Raw genomic sequence first — 21,779 nt, 5'->3', positions numbered from 1 at the left:
CTTTAATAACAATATTAGTTGTTAATATGTTACCTTCGCATATTACATTACCTTGCCCCATAGTGTTAAATCGGGAAATCTTTACTGTAGGATGAATCAGATTAGGAAAATCGACATTCGTTAAATCCCTTAAGTTTGAAATGATTTTGGCCTTTGCATTTGGCGAACCCATACCCATAACTACAGAAGTTAGTTTTCTATCATTAAACCATTCAATACCACCTAGAACTGGAAGTTCATTAATTACAGTTCCATGATTATCTTCATTATCATCAATAAAACCAAGCAAGTTCCATTGGGCTTCTTTTTCATTTATATCCTCAATTAAGTGTGCAATTTCGCGTGCAAACCCGCCAGATCCGTATATTACAATATCTTTCATTATTGCTTCCCTCCATTATTGCCTTCAAATTTCCTCATCGTCGCCTGGCCATCCTGACTAATTCCTTCAGACTTGAACACCTTAGCGACAGTCATAAATAAAATCTTCATATCCAACCAGAAAGAACGGTTCTCAACATACCAAACATCCAACTCAAACTTCTCTTCCCATGATATTGCATTCCGACCATTCACCTGAGCCCAGCCAGTAATCCCCGGACGCACCTCGTGTCGCCTTGCTTGCCGCTCGTTGTATAATGGCAAATACTCTACCAATAATGGGCGGGGTCCGACAAAGCTCATGTCACCTTTCAATACATTCCATAACTGTGGAAGCTCGTCTAGACTTAAATTCCGAACCACTTTACCAAAAGAAGTGAGGCGGATATCATCAGGCAACAGCTCACCTGCTTCATCACGTTCGTTAGTCATTGAACGGAACTTATAGACATAAAATAGCTTCTCATTCAAGCCTGGACGTTGCTGTTTGAACAAAACTGGTGAACCGATCTTTAACCTAATTAAGAGTGCTGTTATCCCAATTATCATAGATAAAGAAATCAGCGCCAATAAACTTACGGTAAGATCAAATAATCTTTTCATAGTAATGCCTACGTTTCTATCGTATTTTAAATTCACTGCCTAACTAACAAGAGTACTCAATTTATGGTAATATCAATTGCAGCTTTCTCCTTAAGGTTACCGAAGTTCACGTACTCAATTTTCTCATTTGAAATTCGCACACAATTTCTAGTATCAAAAACCAAAGGTCGTTTTGCTTTCGCTAGAATCACTTCTTCATCCAACTTCTTAAACTCATTATGATCCGTTAACACAAGAATACATTCCGCATCCTCCACCGCATCAGTAAATGAGGAAATCTTGAATCCTACTTGTTCTTGACCAATATGGGGGTCGTTCACACCGAGCGTGTATCCTTCTTCCAGTAGTTTCTCCACAATTTCCATCGCCGGGCTTTCCCTCACATCATCGATATTTCCTTTGTATGTTAAGCCTAGGACAGCGATTTTCGAGCTTCTGTCCTTTACTCTTTTACCGACCTGATCGACCACAAAACCAGGCATTGAGTTATTAATTATTCTAGCATTGGCGATCAATTGCGATTCCTCAGGCGCTTTTTCGATGATGAAATATGGATCTACTGCTAAGCAATGCCCCCCGACCCCTGGTCCCGGCAAATGCAAGTTCACCCGTGGATGTTGGTTCGCAAGTTCGATTACTTCCAAAGCTTCAATACCAAGTTTCTCAGATATTTTCACTAACTCATTGGCTAATGCAATATTCACATCACGATACGTGTTTTCCATCAACTTTGACATTTCAGCACTCAGTGCAGATGTGCGTAGTAGTTCGCCTTTTACAAATGTAGAATACACTTCTACCGCTTTTTCAGTTGAAGCCTGATTAATACCGCCGACAATCCGATTGTTTTCGACTAGTTCAATAAGGATTCTTCCAGGCAAAACCCGTTCTGGGCAGTGTGCTAAGTAAATATCCTCGCCAACCTTCCAATTTGCCGCCTCAAATAGCGGGGCCACAACGTCATTTATTGTTCTTGGAGGAATTGTTGACTCGACGATGACTACATTTCCTTTCTGAACCTTTTCGAGCACTGAATTAGTTGCTTGTATCAAATATTTTAGATTTGCAGTGTTATCATCCGTATGAGGGGTTGGTACTGCAATAATGAAAGAATCAGCTTCCTCTACCTTTTCTGAAGCTTTCAGACTTCCATTTTTCACTGCTTTCGCAACCATTTCTCCAAGGCCGACTTCTTCAATATGTATCTGTCCTTTATTAATCATGTCAACCGCTTTTTGATTTACGTCAACCCCAAGTACTTGCCAACCGTGATTCGCAAACATCGCTGCTGTTGGAAGTCCAATATAACCTAACCCGACTACACATAACTTGTTCATTTCTGCACCACTTTCTCAAGTTCATCAATGTACTTCTTGGCTAGACCTTCTCTACTAAAGTGTTCTCTTACAAACGCTAGACCATTTTCGCCTAAGGTTTTCATTAAATCCTGCTTCGATTTCAATTCACGAATTTTAGCTGCAAAAGCTTTAGGATCTTCGGGATCAACATAATACCCAGAACCGCTTTCTTCAATTAGCTCTCTTGCAACACCATCAATTCCAAGAAGAATAGGCTTGGCACATGACATGTAGTCGAACACCTTATTTGGATAAACCGTCTTAAACGTGTCCACTTTCTTTAAGACAGCCGTGCATATATCTGAAGCGTTACAAAAATCTGGAATTGTATGTTTAGGCTGGGATTCGATGAAAAGAAGATTCGATATGTTCTCTTCATCCATTTTTTGCATCAGGTCTGCCTTTCGCATGCCGTCCCCAATCAATACAATTACGACATCCTCGTCATGTTCAAATTCTTGCGCAACTTCTAATAAAGATTCCAAATGATTAGCTACGCCATGTGCTCCCATATAAGTAACGACGAATTTGTTATGTAGATTGTATTTATCCCTTACCCAGTTCTCTTTCTGACCCGGTTGGAAAATATCCAAATCTGCCCCATTAGGAATAAAGCATATTTTCTCAGATGAAATACCCTTTTTAGATATCAAAGACTGTTTAAAAGCAGGCGTAAGCACATTGATTTTATTTGCAAAGCGGTAAGACAATTTTTCAATTAAATAAGCAATCTTTATGATCAATTTATTCGATAATACACCTGTATCGATTGCCGACTCCGGCCAAAGATCACGTATTTCAAAAACCATTGGTGTCCGTTTAAACCACTTCGCTAATATACCGGTGATACCAACGAATAGCGGAGGTGAAGTGACAACAATAACATCATGTCTTTTCACATGAAATAAAATAGCCCATAAAGAAGAAACTGTAAATGAGAAGTAACCCCATAATCTACCAATAAATGACTTGTTATAAGCTTCAGATACGTAGGTCCGTACAAGTTTCACCCTTTTAGAGTAGTCTTCTTTTACAACCCACTTACCTTTGTATTTCTCTTCCTTTTTTCCAGTGGCATAGTGCACTGTTCCAGCGACGACTGTAATTTCATGTCCTTGCTCTTCCCAATACTTAACAAATTGGTTAAACCTCGAACCTCCTGGATCGTTTTGCCCAAGAAAATATTGATGGAGAATTAAGATTTTCATTTTTCACCCTTCATATAAATTCACTTTTTTTATAATTCTTGTCCTATAAATTAGAACTAGACTAACTGTTATCCATATCCAACGATTATCGAAAAAGTCACCGCTAATCATCGAAGTAATTAAGAAGTAAATATATATAGTGAAAAGACCATATATATATATATCATTTTGCTTTTTAAAAACTAAAGTACTAACTACAATAAAAAAAGGAATACAGATAAGTATACATAAACATACAACTCCTAATAACCCAACTTCCATAGCAATTTCAGCCAAGACATTGTGTGGATATAAAAAACCAGCATTATTATAATTTTCAAAAGTCCCCAATCCTGTACCCATATACCATTTTTCCTTAAAATGAATAAATGATGTTTTTAACATTTCAAGTCTAATGTTAATTGATTCACCTTTATCTTCTTGGAATATTAATTTTGTTCTACTATATATAGTTGAGTTTTTAATAATGTCATCAAAAAATATAAAAATGGATAATATTGATATCATAGATATCATAATAAAACTAATAAACCCTTTAACTTTTCTTTTAAAAGAGCTTAAATAATAAACAAAGAACCCTAATAATAACAAACATAAAAACATTGCCAAAAATGATTGACGGGAACCAGTTAATCCAATAGAAATTGCTAAGAAGATTAACGATAGGAGATAAACAAATTTCCATAAAGACATAGACTTTTTTCGATAACTATCAATATAGAGGATTATTCCTGAAAGTAAACCTAACATCAATATTCTAGAAAAAGTTATAGGACCCCCACCAAAAGCACTTAAGCGACCGCTTAGTAGAGATCCATTCAATAGCGATAATATTACAGCTATAACACAGAAAATTAAGGCGATATAATAACTTGTAATGAAAAAATATTTAAAGTCTTTCTTAGTTTTAAATATATATTTACTTAGCAGTAACAAAGGCAATATATAAAATGATATTTCATATATTTTCTGTGTGCTATACTCACTAAGCTGTTCATTTAATAAGCTTATTAAAGATATTAATATGAAAATTAAAAGCAAGAAAATGTCTATAGAAAAAAACATCTTCTTAGTTTCACTCATATAAAAAATCAACAAAACCCATGCAAAAATGATTCCTAAATTGTAATAAAGACCTGGGAATCCTAAAAACGAATAACTTAAGAACCGCCCCATTAATAAACATAACGTGAATATTATTATACTTATGAAATTTAGTTTTAACTGTAGTCTATTTGTCATTTCTTATCTACTACCTTCAGCTTTTCTGGAGATTAATTTATTAATTAATAGAATCAAAGTTAAGGAAAGAAAACTCATTGTAATGCTATAAATCAATATAACATGCTTAGCATCTTCAATGTACTTTGATACGAGTATAAATATAGCCAGTACCAATATTAAACGTATAAGTTGCCATACAAAAAATACTTTCTGTTCATTTATTATATCTAACACTTGTAAAAAAGGAGTTGTATATAATGACATTGTTAGCATCGGTGCCAAATATCGCAAGTAAAATCCAGCTTCAGCCCATGTAGACCCAAAAATAAGTTTAACTATTTCTGGTCCTAAAAGCGTTAGGGTAACAAAAAGCGGAACTGAAATAAGTGTGATTTTAGAAATCATCTTCTTAACTAAAAACGAATTTTTTTCAAAATTCCCTTCGTTAGTATTTTCAGCGATTTCACGAATTAAAACTTGAGAAACTGATTTTCCTATCATTGATACTGGTGATTCAAATACTCGAATTATTAGTGAATAAAATCCCACTACTATTGAGTTATAACTGAGTGCCAAAAAAACTGAAGGTGACTGCATAGAAATATTATTAATTAGATTTGCTGAAGCACTGTAGATGGGAAACTTATAATGTTTTTTCGCTATATACCTCACTTCGTTTTTTTTTATTCTCCATTTGCTATTATTATCCTTTAAAAGCCTTATCAATGAAATATTACTTGTTACTCTACCAATAACATCTCCTACCAGCAAACCACCTGTTTTAAATCCAAGTAAACCGGTACCTATTTGAACAAGTGAAGAATATAGGTTTTGATTAATTTTAGTTTTTGATAGAACTTCGTATTTTTCTTGTCTAATAGCCCAATAAGAAAGAATTTGATTTAACCCAAGCGCAAAAAAGCTAATTGGCAGAAGTGAAAAATAAAGTACTGGAATGCTCGGGTATAAACTTTCTTTAAAAAGAAATATAAACAAAAAAACAAAAATACATACTATCAGTGTATTTATAAATAATATATGTATACAAAATGATAGGATCTTAAAAGCAATATGTGTTTTTTTTTCGCTTACTACTAATATCTCAAACTTTAGACTTGCTATCGTAACAATGATAGTCAGTATAGATAGATGAATAGCAAGATATCCAAATGTCTCAGGTTCATAAATTCTTGCTAGAATAATAGCGGCTAAAGCCGCTATTATTTGACCAATTAGTGTTCCTTTAACCAAAACCAAAACTTTCCTCACAAATTTCCTATTCATATCAGTAACTTCCTTAAATGAAGTGTTTATTTTAAATTTAAATATTAATATTTTGGAATTCATTTCTATCTATCATTTTCCTATTTGCAACGTCAATTAGTATTTCCTTAAGTTTCTTCTCAGATAACTTCGGTATTTGCTCTATTAATCGATCCAATTCCGTTTTTCCAATAGGTGTTGCCTTTCCAATATGGATTTTAGGATAGACATAAGCTGATTGAATTTCATCCTCATTAAGTAGTTCTTCAAACATTTTTTCACCCGGTCGAATACCAGAATACTCAATCCCAATTTCATTAACATTGTAACCAGACAGTTTTATAAGATTTTTGGCTAAGTCAACAATCTTCACTGACTCCCCCATATCCAGGACAAAAACCTCTCCTCCCGTAGCAAGTGTTCCTGCCTGTATAACGAGCTTTGATGCTTCTGGGATTGTCATAAAGTATCGGGTCATTTCCGGGTCAGTAACGGTCACGGGACCACCACGAGCAATCTGCTGTTTAAACAATGGTACAACGCTACCACGAGATCCTAACACGTTGCCAAAGCGTACAGCAGCAAATCTCGTATTGCTTGTCTTTGCCAAGTTTTGAACAATCATTTCGGCAACTCTCTTTGTTGCTCCCATTATATTAGGCGGATTTACTGCTTTATCCGTCGAAACTAATACAAAGTATCTTACATCGAACGTATCCGCTGCTTCAGCTACATTTTTAGTACCAAAAATATTGTTTTTTACCGCTTCCATTGGATTAGATTCCATTAGTGGTACATGCTTATGTGCAGCAGCATGGTAAATGACATCTGGCTGGTATTTACTTATTATATCAAAAATACGATTCCTATCTTGGACATCGGCAATAATAGGAGTGAGTTTTGTACTTTTTGAAACTTTGCGTCTTAATTCCATATCAATATTATAAATAGAACTTTCCCCATGCCCTAATAATAACAGTTGGCTCGGACGAAAATCTAACACTTGTCTGCAGATTTCCGAACCGATCGAGCCACCTGCTCCTGTCACAAGTATTGTTTTATTTGTCAGCTTATCAGCAATTGCTTTCAAATCTAAATGGACTTCTTCACGTCCAAGCAGATCTTCAATTTTCACGTCTCGCATGTCATTGACTGATATTTTTCCTGTCATGACGTCTTCAATATTAGGCATGATTTTAACTCTGACGCCAGTCTTTGCACATCTCTCATAAATATTTCTTATTCCTATACGCCCAAGTGAAGGTATCGCGATAATAATATCAGAGACTTTCTTTTTTTCTACGAGCCGTTCAATATCCGTTGTCTTCCCTTGAACAGTAACATTCATAATCTTTAACTGTTGCTTTCTTGGATCATCATCTACAAAAGCAACTGGCACGAATTCAGGTTGCTGTGCACGTAGTAGGTTACGTGCGAGCATCGTTCCAGCTTGACCAGCCCCTATAATGAGCACTCTTCTTCTTTCTCCATGCGAGGTAAAGGAATCATGGTCCTTTAGTAAACGAAGAAAAAATCTTGAGCCACCAATCATAAGAATGTGAAGCATCCATGTAATAGCCATTACTCTAAAATAAATATCATTTTTTATCAAAAATTGCATTCCACTTGCCGCAACTACAGAAATAGTCACCGCAATACCAATCGTCAATAATTCACGAGCCGATGCTACTCCCCAGACACGGTCATATAAGTGGAAAAAGTACGCAGCAATATGGTGACTGATAAGCAATGTTATAGCACTCAGGATGATCATTGTATTGGAATAACCAGAAATCGTTGGATGCAGTAAAAAATAGCTCATAAAAATTGCAGAAAGTACGATTGCTGAGTCGAGTAAAAAAAATATAATGTATCGTAATCTGTAACTCAAATTCAGAACCCTCTTTCCACTGTTAATTATTTTGCGGGTGTTGAATTCTTCCAGTATTCACGGAAGAATACAATGCCTATACTAATCATTAGACCTATGATAAATGCAATTGCAATATTTAATATCTTATTAGGAGCGGAAGGATCTTCTGGAAAAATCGGTTCAACAATTTGGCGAATGAACGGATCAGGTCTAAAACTATCAAGTCCTGTTTTAACAGATTGATACTTATCTAAAACGCGTCTATACTCTTCTGATTTAGATTCAATTTGCGCCTGCATTTGCAATAGATCATTATGCAATTTGCCATCCACTTTGCTGAGCGCCTCCAATTGGACATCCGTGACAGGTGTAATTATTTGCGTACCAATTAGTGATTGCATGATCAAAATTTCTGGAAGTCCGTTCGAAGTGATACTCTCATTATAACGATTAATCAACTTTTCAATTTCAACAGATAAATGTTCCGATTCAGATGTATATGTCTTTTCTAATTCATTCAATGTATTTTTTACAGATCTATCCATCCGTTCCTTCGTCTTTTGAATAAATAAAGATAACTGTTCTTGTGCATCTTCAGGAGATTTAGCTTGATACTTCAATTCCACAATATTCGTGTTCGCCTGAGGATTTACAGAAAGACGCTTCTCATCAAATTCCTCATCAATTCCTGCCTCTTTAAACGCCTCAGTCATCAGAGTCGGATTTTTGATACGCTGGATAAAAATTGCTGGCGTAAACTCTGCTGCAATATAACTCGACATGATTCCCGTATCTTGAACTTCGTTTGCGACTTGAACAGTAGCTTTTGACTCGTACTGTTCAGGAAGGACAAACCAACTCACAATTGCTGTTACAAAAACTACTACTGCTGTCACTCCTGCAACAATCCACTTACCTTTCCACAACGTCTCAATTAATTCTCGCAACTCAATCGATTCTTCCATCAATTTTCTCCTCATTGTCATTATTGATAAACGTCATTCCAATCATCATCCCTGCAAGTGTCCAATAAACTCCAGAAGTTCCAGGAAGTGAGTCATTGAATAAAGCTTGAAATAGGAATGCAAGCCATCCTACTGCAAGCACAGCAACCATCGACTGTTTTCTTCTGATAACAACTCTCATAGCAGCAAAAACTGTCAGTATCACAATTCCGGCGAATCCAATGGTACCAACTATACCAGTGCCATAGAAAATACCCACATACATACTGTGTGGCTTGTCCACAATTTTATTTTCATCCCACATACCAGCACGTGCATCAATGTTATAATGCGGGAAATGATACATTAATGTGTCTAAACCAAATCCGAATAATGGACGTTCCATAGCTAAATCTATTGTCTTTTGCCAAATATATGCCCGTCCTGATCCAGCAGAAACATCACGCTCAGGGAGCTCGGGGAGTTCGAAATGATTTTCAGCAGCATAAACTTTGTTCTCCAATAAAATTTTGAATTCATTTGATTTAATTGCAACTGGCTGCTCTTTAATATATGGATTCTTTTTAAGTAGGACACCAATTGATTCATCCCATACACGAGGGTTCTTATCAGCAAGCATATGAAAAACAGGTATGTTAATTATCAGAAACACAAGCAGAGCTATAATTGTCTTTTTGGAATTTTTGCATTTGAGTAATAATGCAATTAAAAATGGTATTAATACAATTATTGTTAAAAAGCCACTTGTCGACACCGACATAAGCATGATAGCAAATGTGATTACCGCAACTCCGATATTTAAGAAACTACGTATCATATGAGTGTCGATAATCGCCCATGCGAGATACATAATTGTAAGCACTGCGAACATTCCACTCATAAAATTCCATTGGTTTAGGGTGCCTAATAGAGATGAACCTTCTTCTAATGTAGCCCCTGAAGGTAAAAACAAACTCATTGTCTTTTCAACTACTTTATAATTCATTGCATCATATCCGCTAAAATTCATTGTAATTAGTATGAAGTTTACTAAAATAAATGGATAGAGAGAATACATAATATATTGAATTGCATTTTTAGGATATTCAATATTCATAGCAACGAAAAACAACGTGAGGTAACATATGTATGATATTGCTCCATCCGAACGATTATATTGTCCCCAAAGTGCAATAGAAACAGTTGGTGAAAGAATAGTTGAAATTGAAATTGAAATTGCAAATATAATTATAAATATATTTATTTTAGAATTTCGTATCTCACCATTCATAAAAAATACTTTCATTAAAAGCAACGCAAGAGAAACTACGGTTAATATTAGTAAAATTATCATCTTATAATGAGTAAATATATCAACTTTTAGTCCAGCATTAAGAAGATCAATGTTTGTTATATATGGAGCAACTATATTTTCAACATGTCCTCCAACTATTAATGGCACAATTGCAATAGCAAGCAATAATAATATAAAAATCCAACAATCTGTTTTCATACGAGATTGCGCATCTTCTTGTTCATCGCGAAGAACACTGTTTTCAGATTTAAAGTAATAGCTCATCAACTAATACCTCCCTTTTTATTATGATTGATTAGATAGTTGCTCCCATAATTGAGCAACCCTTTCTTTATATTGTGGAAAGATTTCTGGAATAGGTAAGTTATCGCACCTTGCAAGAACAATATGAGCCTCATCGAATTGCTCCGCCTCTATTAGCAGTTCTGCAAACTGTAGCATAAACATTGAATCCTCTACTTTATAAGGGTTCAAATCTAACACATGATTAAAGTATTTAATTGCTTGTTCAGGATTATTTGTATTTGCATAAGACAATGCATTAATATAGTTTAGTATTTCAGACTTCCCTTGCCTTATTTCTAATTCTCTTGATTTTTCATAAGAGAGTTCATATTCTCCTTCTTGAAAAGCGCTTAGTACTTCATTATACTGTTGCGCATCCTTTAGAAAAGACTTATCTTGAGATTTACCTAAAAAGAAAGAAACAAGTAAGCCAATTACAATTACCAAGGAGAATGCGAGAAAAAAAGATCGTCTAAGTGTATTTGATATTTTCATATTTTCATTCAACCTTCCAAATGTCTATTAATATATTCTTGATATCTTAACCCTTTATATTATAACTTATACAGTGACAAAAGTCATTGTTATATCAGGGAATCACAGCTTTACAAAGATAAGACTCTTTAAATATACCATATTGCAAATATTAAAAAGCTCTGTAGAGATGTTCTCCACAGAGCTTTTTTAATTACATATTCACTAATAATTTAGTTTCTAAGCAATACTTTACTTATTTTTGAACTACTGTCGCAACCCAATCAGTACCATTGTGAGATACCGTAACTGTAACAACAGCGTTTTGTTGAGTATTAGATTTAACATTTGCGTCAAAGACAAATTTATCGCCTTTGTTAGCAGTTAAATCAACAGGTAATGCGTTAGATCCAAACCCACCATCATTAACTGTTAAAACAAGTTGACGAGCAGTGCCATTTGTAACCTGTGCACGGTTGTTGCTAGTAGTAGAACCAACAACTAGGTTAGTAGTATCAAAATCAAACCCAGCAATTGTAACATTTGAACCGTCTACTGCATTGAATGTAAATGTCAGTGTATCAGATGATGTTCCAGTTACATTACCTGCAGCATCAGGAGTAACCGTATATGCAGGTGCAAGCTTCAATTCTAGAGCATTCAGTGCATTTTGCAAAGCTGTTTTCGCATTAGTGAAGTCAGCAACAGTAGCTCCGTTATTATATGCAGTATTTGCTGCATTCACAGCATTTTGAGCAGCTGCTTGATCAGCAGTTACATAGTTATTCACTACTACTGCATCAATGCTATCCTTGAGTGCTTTTTTAGCATCAACAAGATTTTTATTTACTGGTTTAGTTGCTGTATTACCATCACCACGTACAATCTTGAATGTTTTAACGCCATCAGCATCTTGGATGAACGTTACGTATACTCCCGTACCATATGAGAATACTTCATCCATGAATTTTTGAGCAGTGAAAATTTCCGAACCATTTCCACCATAGAATTTAGTTGAGCTAGCAAACTTCTCTTCTGATTTACCAACAAATTTCAAGCCTGAAGTTGAAATTGTTTCAACTAAACCTGTGTACGAAACGCCTACATCTGTTGTAGATGTAAACTCAACTTTCTTCGTATGGCTACCAAGGTTAATCGTACGATCTTTAGTTGAGTCTGTTGGTTGTGCCGTTCCAGTAGCTGTTACACTTACAGACGTTGTAAGATCTGTTTTTGTTTCATTTCCAGTTTTAACAGCGATATATGGAGCTTTATCACCCTTGATATGCACTGTATGAGGACGGTTTGGTGAAACCACTTGTGTCTTTCCTTCCGCATCAATTACAGTGATATCATTTGAACCTGTGTTTGTAATAGTGAATGTTGCATCAATTGATTTATATCTGCTATCAAGAGTATATGCTTTTCCACTTTGGTTTGAAGCAGTGAATGAGAAGTAAGCTGTTTCTGTTCCTGCAAATTTCTCTTGCTTCTTACCGCCAGGTGTATTTGATGGAGTCAACACACCACCTGATAGTCTTTCTTGTGCAAAGTAAGTGATTGGAGCTAGTTTGTATGGCTCCCCTTCATCAAACTTACCGTCTCTCGCATCAGCTGAATTAATATCAATCCATACGATCGGAGTAGCATAATCTTTATCTAAACCACTAGCGATAGTAAAGCTCGCTTCACCTTTAGAGTCTGTTTTCACAGTGTATGATTTTGTTCTTGGATCAGCAATTGCATTACCGTCTTCATCAACAAAATACGCTTCTGTATTTGTGTTAATTGAACGGTCAAGATCCTCATTAAATGCAACGTTCACAAGCTCGTTTGCTGCAGCTTTTCCGTCTTTAGTTTTTACAACAACTTTATATTCACGACCGTTTTGCAGACCAATAGCAGCTTCTTCTCCGCCCTCAGCACGAGTAACATCGATAACGTAGTCAGATTGAAGTGCACCAAATGTCAACTTATCAACAGTTGCTTGAAGTTTATTTGCTTCATATTTCGTGCTTTCTACTCCAATATCTTCGAATACTACTGGTGTTACAGCCGTATTATGACCAGATACAGTAAAGATAGCTTCACCTTTACTATCTGTTGTAACTGTTGCTACTACAGGAGCAGTATTGTTCAATAATTGAGTTGGGTTTACTCCGTTAACTGTTGCTTTAGAAGTTTTATCAATGTTTACATCAACGTTTTCAGCAAATGTTACATTGAATTTCTTATTTGCAACTGGCTTACCAGTTTTCGGATCAAGATATGTTAATTTATATGTTTTATCTTCTCCATTTTTAACACTGTTTCCTTTATCATCTGTTGATGTCAATGAAAGGATAGTGTCAACACCCCAGAATACGAATGCATGGCTGCGTACTGTTGGAGCCCCTGTTGGGTAAGCTACCACTTCGTCAGTTCCAGCAGCGTATTGAGTATAAGAGAATGTCGCAATCCCATCAGCATTTGTAACTGCTTCAAATACTTGATCTTTGTTCAAAGAAGTAGATAGGGCATCTACGTTAAACGTAACTGGGATACCCGCTTGTTTTACACCAACATCAGCAGAAATGATTGCTTGTTGACCTGTTTTCCCTTGAACGGATTGAGTAGTGATGTCAATCTTAGTAGGTACTACAGCAGAAACGCCTTTGAATGTACCGATTTTATCGTTGTTAAGCGCAACTGTGTATTCTTTACCGCCTTCTTGAACTGCAGTTGTCAAAACAACTGTTTTGTTGTCAGTTTGTTTAACTGCCGCGTTGGAAACAGTCAAACCTTCGATTGTAAAATTCAAAGAGTTAACATTTTCAACTGCATCTTTGAAAGTAACTTCAACAGTAGTAGCGTTAACAGCTTTAACAGCAACGTCTCCTACAACGCCAGAAGTAACTTCAGAGTAGTCAGTTTCAATTGCTTTGTTTAAGAAAGAAGCAAATTGAGCACGGTTTGTTGTATCTTTAGGGTTGAAAGATGGTGCAGCTGGGTTCGTGATATCGAAGTAGTCAAGTACATCGATAGCTGGACGTGCTTCAGCTTTTGCTTTTGCTAGGTCAACGACGTCTTTTTTGAATTCTTGTCCAGCAACGTATGTTGCAAGGTCAATGTTATGAACAGTGTCGAAAGCACGAACAATTACAATCGCCATGTTTTCACGAGTGATATTGCCGTTCGGATCCAATTTACCGTCCGGTGTTCCTACAAATAGACCGTTATCTTTCACTAGAGCTGCCATTTCTAAAAGCTCTTCGTTTGAAGATGACGTTAGATCAGCAAAACGAGGGTTTGTTTTGTAATCTGCTGCTACTGTGTAGCCTTCTGATTTCAACCATTTACCCATCATTTTGACAACATCAGAACGCTTCAATGTTTGTGTTGGCTTGAAAGTGCCGTCAGGATATCCTGAGATAACACCTTTTGCAACTAGTGCGTCGATTGATGCTTTGTGAGAGTTTCCTTCACTCACGTCAGAAAATGTTGCAGCGCTTGCTACTGGTGCTACTGCAGATGCTACTAATGCAGCTGATGCAGCGCCAACTACAAACTTGCGATACTTCGTTGGTTGGTTAGCCATTGAATAATTTCCTCCTCTAATTAAGAAATAAAATTTGTCATCTACCCCACGGCAAAATGGAAGTAGAAGCCATTACACAATAAAGTATAGATACTATCAGCAGGGATGTCAATTACTTATTGGTATTTTGCTAGATTGCAAGACCAAGACTCTATGTAATTATCCACCGCTTCTACTATTCTATCGCATTTCAAATTAATATCAAGTATTTCTATCATATTTCCGAAAAAGTCTTATAATCTGGCTCTTTGTCTTATTGTTTTACTGGTGTCATGTTTTGTCCAACTTTTTCCGCTGGCATGAGTTGAGGCTTGTACGGGGGGGTGGCTACTTTGAATCTATGCTGGGGAAACTATTAATAGAAGAAGATTAGAGGAATTAGTTTTCGGGTTCTTGTTTAGTAACCGGCTGAAATAAGGCTAACAAGGCTAGCAGCCTCGAAAATAGTTGCTACCGCACCTTCCGCTTTTCTTGTCTAGCTCCGGGCGCCAGGGGCTCGAGGTCATAAGTCAAAGCTGCTCTGTGGCAAAAACCGCCACGCCGTTGCTTTGCCTTATGCTTGTCGCTCCTAGGCAGGCGCCCTCCGCTTTTCTATAGAATGCAAAAGGACTTGAACAGATGGGAGCTGTTCAAGTCCTTTTGTGCGGTCAACCAACCGTTTTCGTCCTGCGTGGCGTTTAATAATATATGCTACAGAGGAAATTATCCTTACACTTACGTATTCTATCACCAGTTTTACTAGAATACAAGTGTCATTGTTTATTTTGAGCGAATTATTTCAAACAAAAATTTTGGTAGATTCATTTGCCGTTTGATACGGCTCGGTTCCAATAATAACCGATAGAGCCATTCGGCGCCAGCTTTTTGGAATGCGGCTGGTGCGCGTTTGATGTTGCCTGCCAGTACGTCGAATGAACCCCCGACTCCTTGGTAAAGGATCGGATGCAAGTTATCTCGGTGCTCTTCGATCCATAGCTCCTGTTTCGGGGATCCCATGGCGACGAAGAGGATGTCGGGTTTCGCTTCGTTAATTTTGTTGATCACTTTTGACGTATCCTTCTCATAGCCGTCCTGTGTGCCGGCGACTTTGAGGTCGTGATAAGTTTCGATCAGTTTAGCAGCTGCTGCTTCCGCCACTCCCGGCTTTGCGCCGTAGAGGAAGATGGACTTGCTTGTACGGGCGGCTTCCCTCACAATTCTGTCCATCATGTCTACGCCGGTTACGCGGGATGTTATGTTGCCTTTTTGGATCTTGGACGCGATTATGACGCCAATGCCGTCCGGGATTTGGAATTCAGCACGGTTGAGTAGGGCTTTCAACGCTGGATCGTCTTTCGCCTTCATCAACTTTTCAGGGTTGATGGCTACGATGAGTGATTTCTTTTTGGCGTCGATGTTTTGAAAGAGCTTCGGGATGAGTTCATCGTAGTTCTCTGTGTTGACGTCGACGCCGAGTATCGTTTCTTTCATTTAGTTCATGACTCCTACGGGTGAGCCGTCACCGAGTTTGAAGTAGTGGAATCCGGCTTGTTCCCATTTGTTTCGGTCGAGCGCGTTTTTTGTGTCGAGGACGAATGGTTTCGGCTCTTTTGTTGTGAGAGCGTTCGGGCTAAGCTGTTTGAAGTCGGTGTGATCCGTCGTCAGGATGATCAGGTCAGCGTCTTGTGTTGCTTCTTCCAATGTTGCAAGTTGCGTCGTGTGCTGCAAGGTTTTGATGTGCGGGTCGAACGATTTGACTTCGAGCCCTTTCTCTTGCAACGCTTCAATCACACTAATGGATGGGCTTTCACGCATGTCGTCAACATCGCCTTTGAATGCGAGGCCGAGGACTGCTACTTTGCCGTCCGTAATACCTTTCGCGTCAAGTAGGAATTGCGCTTTTTGTGCGACGAATTGCGGCATGCCATCGTTTGTGAGACGGGCTTTGTGTATGATTTCGGCGTTTGCCGGGTTTAGTTCTACTAGGAACCATGGGTCTACCGCGATGCAGTGGCCGCCTACTCCAGGTCCCGGCATATGAATGTTGACGCGCGGGTGGAAGTTGGCGAAACGGATCGCTTCCCAGATGTCGACGCCGATTGTTTCTGCGATTTTCGCGAGTTCGTTAGCGAACGCGATGTTGACGTCACGGTATGTGTTTTCCATGACTTTGACGAGTTCAGCTGTTGTTGCGTCTGTCAGGTGGATTTCGCCTTGAACGAATGTTTTGTAAAGTTCTTTCGTTTTTTCGGCGGATTCTGGAGTAATGCCGCCGACGATGCGATCGTTGTTGACGAGTTCCTCGAAGATCTTGCCTGGGATGACGCGTTCAGGCGAGTGAGCGACGAAGAGGTTTTCGCCGAGTGTTAGGTCCGATTTGCGAAGCTCTGGCAGCATGATGTTTTCGACTGTTTTTGGTGGGACGGTCGATTCCAAGATGACGAGTGCGCCTGGTTTCAGGTATGGCACGATGGATGCTGTCGCTTGGCGGATGTATTCCAAGTTTGCTGTGTTGTCCGGGTTGATTGGCGATGGGACAGCGACGATGTAGGTGTCGGCTTCAACCGGAGTTGTCGAGACGGTGAATTTTCCGCTATCGATCGCTTGGTCGAGACGTTCTTGGAGTCCGTTTTCTTCTATATGTAGTTGCTTGTTGGCAATCATGTTGACTGCTTTTTCGTTGATGTCGACGCCGTGGACTTGGACGCCGCTGTTGGCGAACATGACAGCTGTCGGAAGGCCGATGTAGCCGAGACCGATGACGCAGATATTGTTGTTCATGAGTGATGTTCCTTTCTGAATGGGGGTGCTTTTATAGGTGGTGCTTGAGTTTAATTTGAAATGCTTAGGCAGGGGTCGGAAGTTTCTGGACCCCTGCGGTTTTGTTTTTTCACATCTGTTGATTATATCATAGTTGAATTGGTTGTACATATTTCCACTAATGTGGGATCTATTTGACTGTAATTGGTGTGTAGATGCCCTGCTTTGTCGTCCGCCCGGCGTCGTTTGCGAAGCCTGGGTGGATGACGAGGAAGTATGAGCCGCCTTTTTGCATTTGCCTGTTTGGCGTAATGTCGAGTTTGTTTGTGCCGTTCGGTTTGATTGAGATCGGGACTGCGACGCCTCCTACTTTTATGAGTTCTACTTTATTGGACGTGTTTGCGTCGTTAAGGTTCATTTCCTGTGTGAAATGGATGTGGAATGTTTTGTTCATCGGGACTTCTTGCAGGTCGTCGACTTGTTTGTATTGTTGGTGTGCCAATGATTCTTTCAATAGGCGCGTATGGATGATAGAGAGTTCTTGGTCGTGTTCGCAATGGATAGTTGGTGCGATTCCTGTGCGATGGATTTTGGATTTCTTTGGTCCCGTGAATTCACCGATTGTGAGCTTGAGTGCTGATCCGTCCTCGAATTCGAAGAACGATTGGATGGTGCCTTTCCCTTTTGTCTTTTCGCCGACGATGATGGCAGCGTTCTGGTCTTGGAGGGATGCCGCCACGATTTCGGATGCGGATGCGGAGTAGCGGTTGACGAGTACATAGGTCTGTTTCGGGAATTTCATTTTCGATTGTACGGGTTTTACGGTTGTGGTGCCTTCCTTCGTTTTCATTTCGTAGGCAGTTTTGACGCCTTCGAAGTGGCCAAGGAGCTGTTCGGCGCTTTCGACGTAGCCGCCGCCGTTGTAGCGGAGGTCGATGATGAGTTTGTCGGCGCCTTGTTTCTTGAGTTTGCTGTAGTGTTTGGTGACTTCCTTGTCCATGTTGGTGGAGAAGGTGCTGATTTGAATGTAGCCGATGTTGCCGTAGAGCATGTAGGACGAGACGGCGGGTTCGTTGATGTTATGTAGGGCCAGGTCGTCTGCGCCGACTGCTGCGACGTAGCTCAGGTATTCGTCAGGTGTCATGTAGCGTGAGTATTCGTCGAGCGCCCCGACGATTTCGTCGATAGTGGTCATGGCATGAAGGTTTTCCGGGATGTCGCCATAGTAAAAGTGTTCGACGAAGAATTTGATGTCGTCGACACGTGCGGCTTCGGCTGTTGTTTGGGCCGAGGCGTGTGGCGCTAGTATGATGATGGTTATGAATGCGAGTAGGATGGAATGGATTTTTCTCATGCCGGGTGACTCCTTTCTGGGTGGGTTGTTATGGTTATTATACCCACTTTGGGAGATTAAAGACATGGTACTGGAGAATAGTTTTGTAGAGTGGGGCGTGCGGAGTGGTTTATGCGTCTTTCAAGGGGAGGAATGGAACCGAAGGTTGATTGTGTTGCGGAGGTGGTTCGTTGTGTTGCGAGTGGGATTGGTTGCGTTGCGTTTGTGATTGGTTGTGTTGCGGGGCGAATTGGTTGTGATGCGAGCGGTGATGATTGTGGTGCGATGGAGAATGATTGCGTTGGGGAATGGGATGATTGTGGTGCGATGGAGCTTGGACGCGGGGAAACAGTCGGGATTCAATCTTCCTCTATTCGCGCTAAATGCTTTTGACAAATTAGGGGGTGGTACGAGGCATTATGCGTGAGTTTTGGAGTTTGTGCGTTTCTGGGCCGACTTATGCGTTGTTTGAAGGTAGTTATGCATTTTTCAAGATAAGGGAAGGATCTATAGTCGATTGATTGTGTTGCGGAGATGGTTCGTTGTGTTGCGTGCGGGATTGGTTGCGTTGCGAGGATGATAGATTGCGTTGCATGGCAAGTTCATTGTGTTGCGGATCAGGATGATTGTGTTGCGATGGAGCTTGGACGCGGCGAAACAGTAGGGATTCAATCTTCGCCTATTCGTGCTGAATGCTTTTGACAAATTAGGGGGGCGTTGCAAGAATATTTGTAAATAGAAAAAAGCTTACTTCCAAGGTAAGCTTTTTGTATTGATACGCTTTTTTAGATATATTTTCTGACGTCGTCGATGCTTTCATATCTAAAGATGTTGGCCAACAGAAGTTTCAAGGAAACAGTATCTGACTTGAGGATGCCATCCTTAATATCTTCGGGTACCTTGCCGAATTTTTCGATTAACTGTTGGATTGCTATTTCGGATAATGCTGCCACCGCACCCGCTTCCTTCCCTTCTTTCAGCCCTTCTTCTCGTCCTTCTTCTCGTCCTTCTTCCCTCAATATGTTAGCTATTGTCATGGCTACGTCACTCCCTTCTGGATATGTTCTTTCTATCACCCTGATGATTTGATTCATATCTGTTTTTGTTAAATGATTTCTGACGCTGAATACATACTTTATCATCGTTTCCAAATATTCGATTCCTGTTTGTTTATCTTCCAATTCATTTAGGTAAAGGATCGACTTACGAATGGCCTGGTGAAGTTCTTCTGTTTCTTTTGTGAATATGTCGCGGAATAGTGTTAGTAATATCCGCAGTTGCGCTTTTCCTTTGATTTCTTCGTCTGAAAACACGGATACATCGTAAAGCAAGTACTCAAAGTTCGGCACAAAGACTTTCAGATCTTGCGATAGTTCTTCGTCTCCCTTTAGCATGGCTCCTAAATTGGTTGATATACGCCAATTTTCCCTTCCGTGATACAAGACGAGTGGAAGAATGATGGGTAGTTCCTTCACCTCTTCTTTATTCGTTTTGGCTTCCCAAATCTCTACCATATACTTCAATAGTTGAAACGCGATTCCTTTGTCCGGATAGCTTTTGTGTTCGAACAGGAAGTAGATATAGCTTTCTTTTTCCAGGATGTCCACTTAGAACAGGAGATCAGAGAAGCTTTCTGCTAGGTCACTGTTAATGAAACTGTCTTTTTGCGGCTCCAGTGTGCTTACGTCGATATGTTTCATAAAATGTTCGGGCAAGTAATGGACGAGGAAATCCTTTGCTGTCGCCACATTTCCCAACGTTTCTTTGAAAAACTTATCGTGCGGGTTTTGAACTTTCAAATGTAAATGCGCCTCCTTTCTACGTTTTTTCCGGTTTATTATCTGTGTCAACTAGTATACAATCCAACATTGTTCTTTGCCAATGTGATGCGGGATTTGAGCGCGGGGTTCAGTTTTTTGGGACCAGTTTCCCTATTTGCGCTGAATGGTTTTGACAAATTAGGGGTAGTACGAGGCGTTAGTCGTGAGTTTTGGGATTTATGCGTTTCTGGGCAGGTTTATGCGTCGTTTGAAGGTAGTTATACGTTTTTCGAGATAAGGGAAGATCTATAGTCGATTGATTGTGTTGCGAGTGGGATTGGTTGCGTTGCGAGGATGATAGATTGCGTTGCATGGTGAGTTTGTTGCGTTGCGACGATTTGGTTTCATTGCGTTGCGAAGTGCGATGATTGCGTTGCGGTGGCCCTCAGACGCGGGAAAACAGTCGGGATTCAACCTTCCCTTATTCGCGCTGAATGGTTTTGACAAATTAGGGGGTAGTACGAGGCCGTTATGCGTGAGTTTCGGAATTTATGCGTTTCTGGGTGGGTTTATGCGTCGTTGGTAGGCGTTATGGACTTTTCGGAGCGGTTATGCGTAGTTTGAGGGGTTTATGCGTGTTTCAAGATTAGGGAATGATCTATAGTCGACTGATTGTGTTGTGTTTCTATATGACATCACATTACATCCATCAAGGGCGCATCGGCTGTAATGACTGGACGTTCCCCGCCGTCCAGTCTTTTTCCGAATGTAATTCAGCTATCTCTCTTTTTTAATCTCTCTTTAATATACTCATAGCCATTATTTACGTGAAGTTCCATTGCGACTTGTGCTTGATTTTTGTCACCGCTTTTAATCGCATTCACGATTTGAATATGTTCATCGTATATTTCATTTCTTCTTTTTTCATTATACGAAGACATATTACGATTATGATAAATTACATCTTTCAATTGTCCGAGCAAGTTGGAAAGCATCTCATTTCGTGCATATTCCAATATTGTATTATGGATTGCAGAGTTTATTTCAACATGTTCAGAAAGGTTTTCTGTCAGTTTGGATTCTTCGACAAGTCTTTCGAGTTTCTCAATTCCACTATCATCTATATTTTCCATTGCAGACTTGATCGCTAAAACTTCGAGTACTTCACGGCATTTATAAACTTCAATTAGTTCTCGATCGGAAAATTCTTGAACGATCGCTCCACGCCATGGAACAATTTTCAACAGACCTTCCGAAGCCAACCTGCGAAACGCCTCACGGACAGGAGTTGTACTTACATTCATCTGTTCTCCGACTTTTGTTTCCGTTAACCGGGTACCAGGTTCGAGATCCCCTTCTAGAATGGCATTTTTTATATTCTCATACACCATCACATTTAGCGGCTGCCTGCCTACTGTTTTAATCTTCGAAATGCTCATAGT

At 39.2% G+C, this 21,779-nt stretch carries 14 protein-coding genes and 2 pseudogenes; all 16 read right to left on the bottom strand.

Features of this window, described 5'->3' with window-relative positions; translation table 11 throughout:
• Positions 1-382 (bottom strand): annotated as a pseudogene (locus tag AWV70_RS11550) (transferase); the annotation flags it as partial.
• Positions 382-984 carry a sugar transferase gene (locus AWV70_RS11545; RefSeq protein WP_060207203.1) on the bottom strand — a complete coding sequence of 201 codons (603 nt, stop codon included), beginning with the start codon at positions 982-984 and terminating at the stop codon, positions 382-384. The gene AWV70_RS11545 and the pseudogene AWV70_RS11550, both read right to left, overlap by 1 nt.
• A 56-nt stretch (positions 985-1,040) precedes the next feature.
• A complete protein-coding gene (locus AWV70_RS11540; RefSeq protein WP_060207201.1) occupies positions 1,041-2,321 on the bottom strand; it encodes a nucleotide sugar dehydrogenase in 1,281 nt (426 codons plus the stop codon).
• Positions 2,318-3,550, bottom strand: coding sequence for a glycosyltransferase family 4 protein (locus AWV70_RS11535; protein ID WP_060207199.1), 1,233 nt, complete (start codon positions 3,548-3,550; stop codon positions 2,318-2,320). Before AWV70_RS11535 ends, AWV70_RS11540 begins: the two co-directional genes overlap by 4 nt.
• A gap of 3 nt (positions 3,551-3,553) precedes the next feature.
• Positions 3,554-4,792: an O-antigen ligase family protein gene (locus AWV70_RS11530; RefSeq protein ID WP_060207197.1), complete on the bottom strand. Its 1,239-nt coding sequence runs from the start codon at positions 4,790-4,792 to the stop codon at positions 3,554-3,556.
• Between the two features lie 3 nt (positions 4,793-4,795).
• On the bottom strand, positions 4,796-6,058 hold the full coding sequence (locus AWV70_RS11525) for a lipopolysaccharide biosynthesis protein (RefSeq protein WP_160327654.1): 1,263 nt from the start codon (positions 6,056-6,058) through the stop codon (positions 4,796-4,798).
• 37 nt (positions 6,059-6,095) lie between these two features.
• On the bottom strand, positions 6,096-7,928 hold the full coding sequence (locus AWV70_RS11520) for a polysaccharide biosynthesis protein (RefSeq protein WP_060207193.1): 1,833 nt from the start codon (positions 7,926-7,928) through the stop codon (positions 6,096-6,098).
• A 26-nt stretch (positions 7,929-7,954) separates the two neighbouring features.
• Positions 7,955-8,875 (bottom strand): Wzz/FepE/Etk N-terminal domain-containing protein, encoded by a 921-nt coding sequence (locus AWV70_RS11515; protein WP_060207191.1) that lies wholly within the window; start codon positions 8,873-8,875, stop codon positions 7,955-7,957.
• Entirely contained in the window at positions 8,859-10,433 is a 1,575-nt protein-coding gene (locus AWV70_RS11510) for an O-antigen ligase family protein (RefSeq protein WP_060207189.1), read from the bottom strand. The genes AWV70_RS11515 and AWV70_RS11510 overlap by 17 nt, the downstream gene beginning before the upstream one ends.
• A 21-nt stretch (positions 10,434-10,454) precedes the next feature.
• Entirely contained in the window at positions 10,455-10,949 is a 495-nt protein-coding gene (locus AWV70_RS11505) for a tetratricopeptide repeat protein (protein ID WP_060207187.1), read from the bottom strand.
• A 235-nt stretch (positions 10,950-11,184) separates the two neighbouring features.
• Complete coding sequence (locus AWV70_RS11500) at positions 11,185-14,505, bottom strand: S-layer homology domain-containing protein (RefSeq protein WP_060207185.1); 3,321 nt, start codon at positions 14,503-14,505, stop codon at positions 11,185-11,187.
• A 759-nt stretch (positions 14,506-15,264) separates the two neighbouring features.
• Positions 15,265-15,975, bottom strand: a complete 711-nt coding sequence (locus AWV70_RS11495; RefSeq protein ID WP_060207183.1) for a WecB/TagA/CpsF family glycosyltransferase — start codon at positions 15,973-15,975, stop codon at positions 15,265-15,267.
• Positions 15,976-17,265 carry a nucleotide sugar dehydrogenase gene (locus tag AWV70_RS11490; RefSeq protein WP_060207181.1) on the bottom strand — a complete coding sequence of 430 codons (1,290 nt, stop codon included), beginning with the start codon at positions 17,263-17,265 and terminating at the stop codon, positions 15,976-15,978. It lies immediately after the preceding gene.
• A 169-nt stretch (positions 17,266-17,434) separates the two neighbouring features.
• Positions 17,435-18,598 (bottom strand): S41 family peptidase, encoded by a 1,164-nt coding sequence (locus AWV70_RS11485; RefSeq protein WP_060207179.1) that lies wholly within the window; start codon positions 18,596-18,598, stop codon positions 17,435-17,437.
• Between the two features lie 764 nt (positions 18,599-19,362).
• A pseudogene (locus AWV70_RS11475) lies at positions 19,363-20,376 on the bottom strand (Rpn family recombination-promoting nuclease/putative transposase).
• 734 nt (positions 20,377-21,110) lie between these two features.
• Positions 21,111-21,776: a GntR family transcriptional regulator gene (locus AWV70_RS11465; protein ID WP_060207173.1), complete on the bottom strand. Its 666-nt coding sequence runs from the start codon at positions 21,774-21,776 to the stop codon at positions 21,111-21,113.
• Positions 21,777-21,779 lie beyond the last annotated feature (3 nt).

The sequence above is a fragment of the Sporosarcina koreensis genome, assembly GCF_001531445.1.
GTDB classification, from domain to species: domain Bacteria; phylum Bacillota; class Bacilli; order Bacillales_A; family Planococcaceae; genus Sporosarcina; species Sporosarcina koreensis_C.
The sequence above is the reverse complement of the archived record's forward strand: the minus strand, read 5'-3'. Positions and strand labels throughout refer to the sequence as shown.

Excerpts from the sequence above, each read along its gene's own strand:
- AWV70_RS11540 (WP_060207201.1), bottom strand. The coding sequence starts at position 2,321 with ATGAACAAGTTATGTGTAGTCGGGTTAGGTTATATTGGACTTCCAACA.
- AWV70_RS11505 (WP_060207187.1), bottom strand. The coding sequence starts at position 10,949 with ATGAAAATATCAAATACACTTAGACGATCTTTTTTTCTCGCATTCTCC.
- AWV70_RS11525 (WP_160327654.1), bottom strand. The coding sequence starts at position 6,058 with ATGAATAGGAAATTTGTGAGGAAAGTTTTGGTTTTGGTTAAAGGAACA.
- AWV70_RS11515 (WP_060207191.1), bottom strand. The coding sequence starts at position 8,875 with ATGGAAGAATCGATTGAGTTGCGAGAATTAATTGAGACGTTGTGGAAA.
- AWV70_RS11500 (WP_060207185.1), bottom strand. The coding sequence starts at position 14,505 with ATGGCTAACCAACCAACGAAGTATCGCAAGTTTGTAGTTGGCGCTGCA.
- AWV70_RS11495 (WP_060207183.1), bottom strand. The coding sequence starts at position 15,975 with ATGAAAGAAACGATACTCGGCGTCGACGTCAACACAGAGAACTACGAT.
- AWV70_RS11465 (WP_060207173.1), bottom strand. The coding sequence starts at position 21,776 with ATGAGCATTTCGAAGATTAAAACAGTAGGCAGGCAGCCGCTAAATGTG.
- AWV70_RS11510 (WP_060207189.1), bottom strand. The coding sequence starts at position 10,433 with ATGAGCTATTACTTTAAATCTGAAAACAGTGTTCTTCGCGATGAACAA.
- AWV70_RS11535 (WP_060207199.1), bottom strand. The coding sequence starts at position 3,550 with ATGAAAATCTTAATTCTCCATCAATATTTTCTTGGGCAAAACGATCCA.
- AWV70_RS11490 (WP_060207181.1), bottom strand. The coding sequence starts at position 17,265 with ATGAACAACAATATCTGCGTCATCGGTCTCGGCTACATCGGCCTTCCG.
- AWV70_RS11545 (WP_060207203.1), bottom strand. The coding sequence starts at position 984 with ATGAAAAGATTATTTGATCTTACCGTAAGTTTATTGGCGCTGATTTCT.
- AWV70_RS11485 (WP_060207179.1), bottom strand. The coding sequence starts at position 18,598 with ATGAGAAAAATCCATTCCATCCTACTCGCATTCATAACCATCATCATA.
- AWV70_RS11530 (WP_060207197.1), bottom strand. The coding sequence starts at position 4,792 with ATGACAAATAGACTACAGTTAAAACTAAATTTCATAAGTATAATAATA.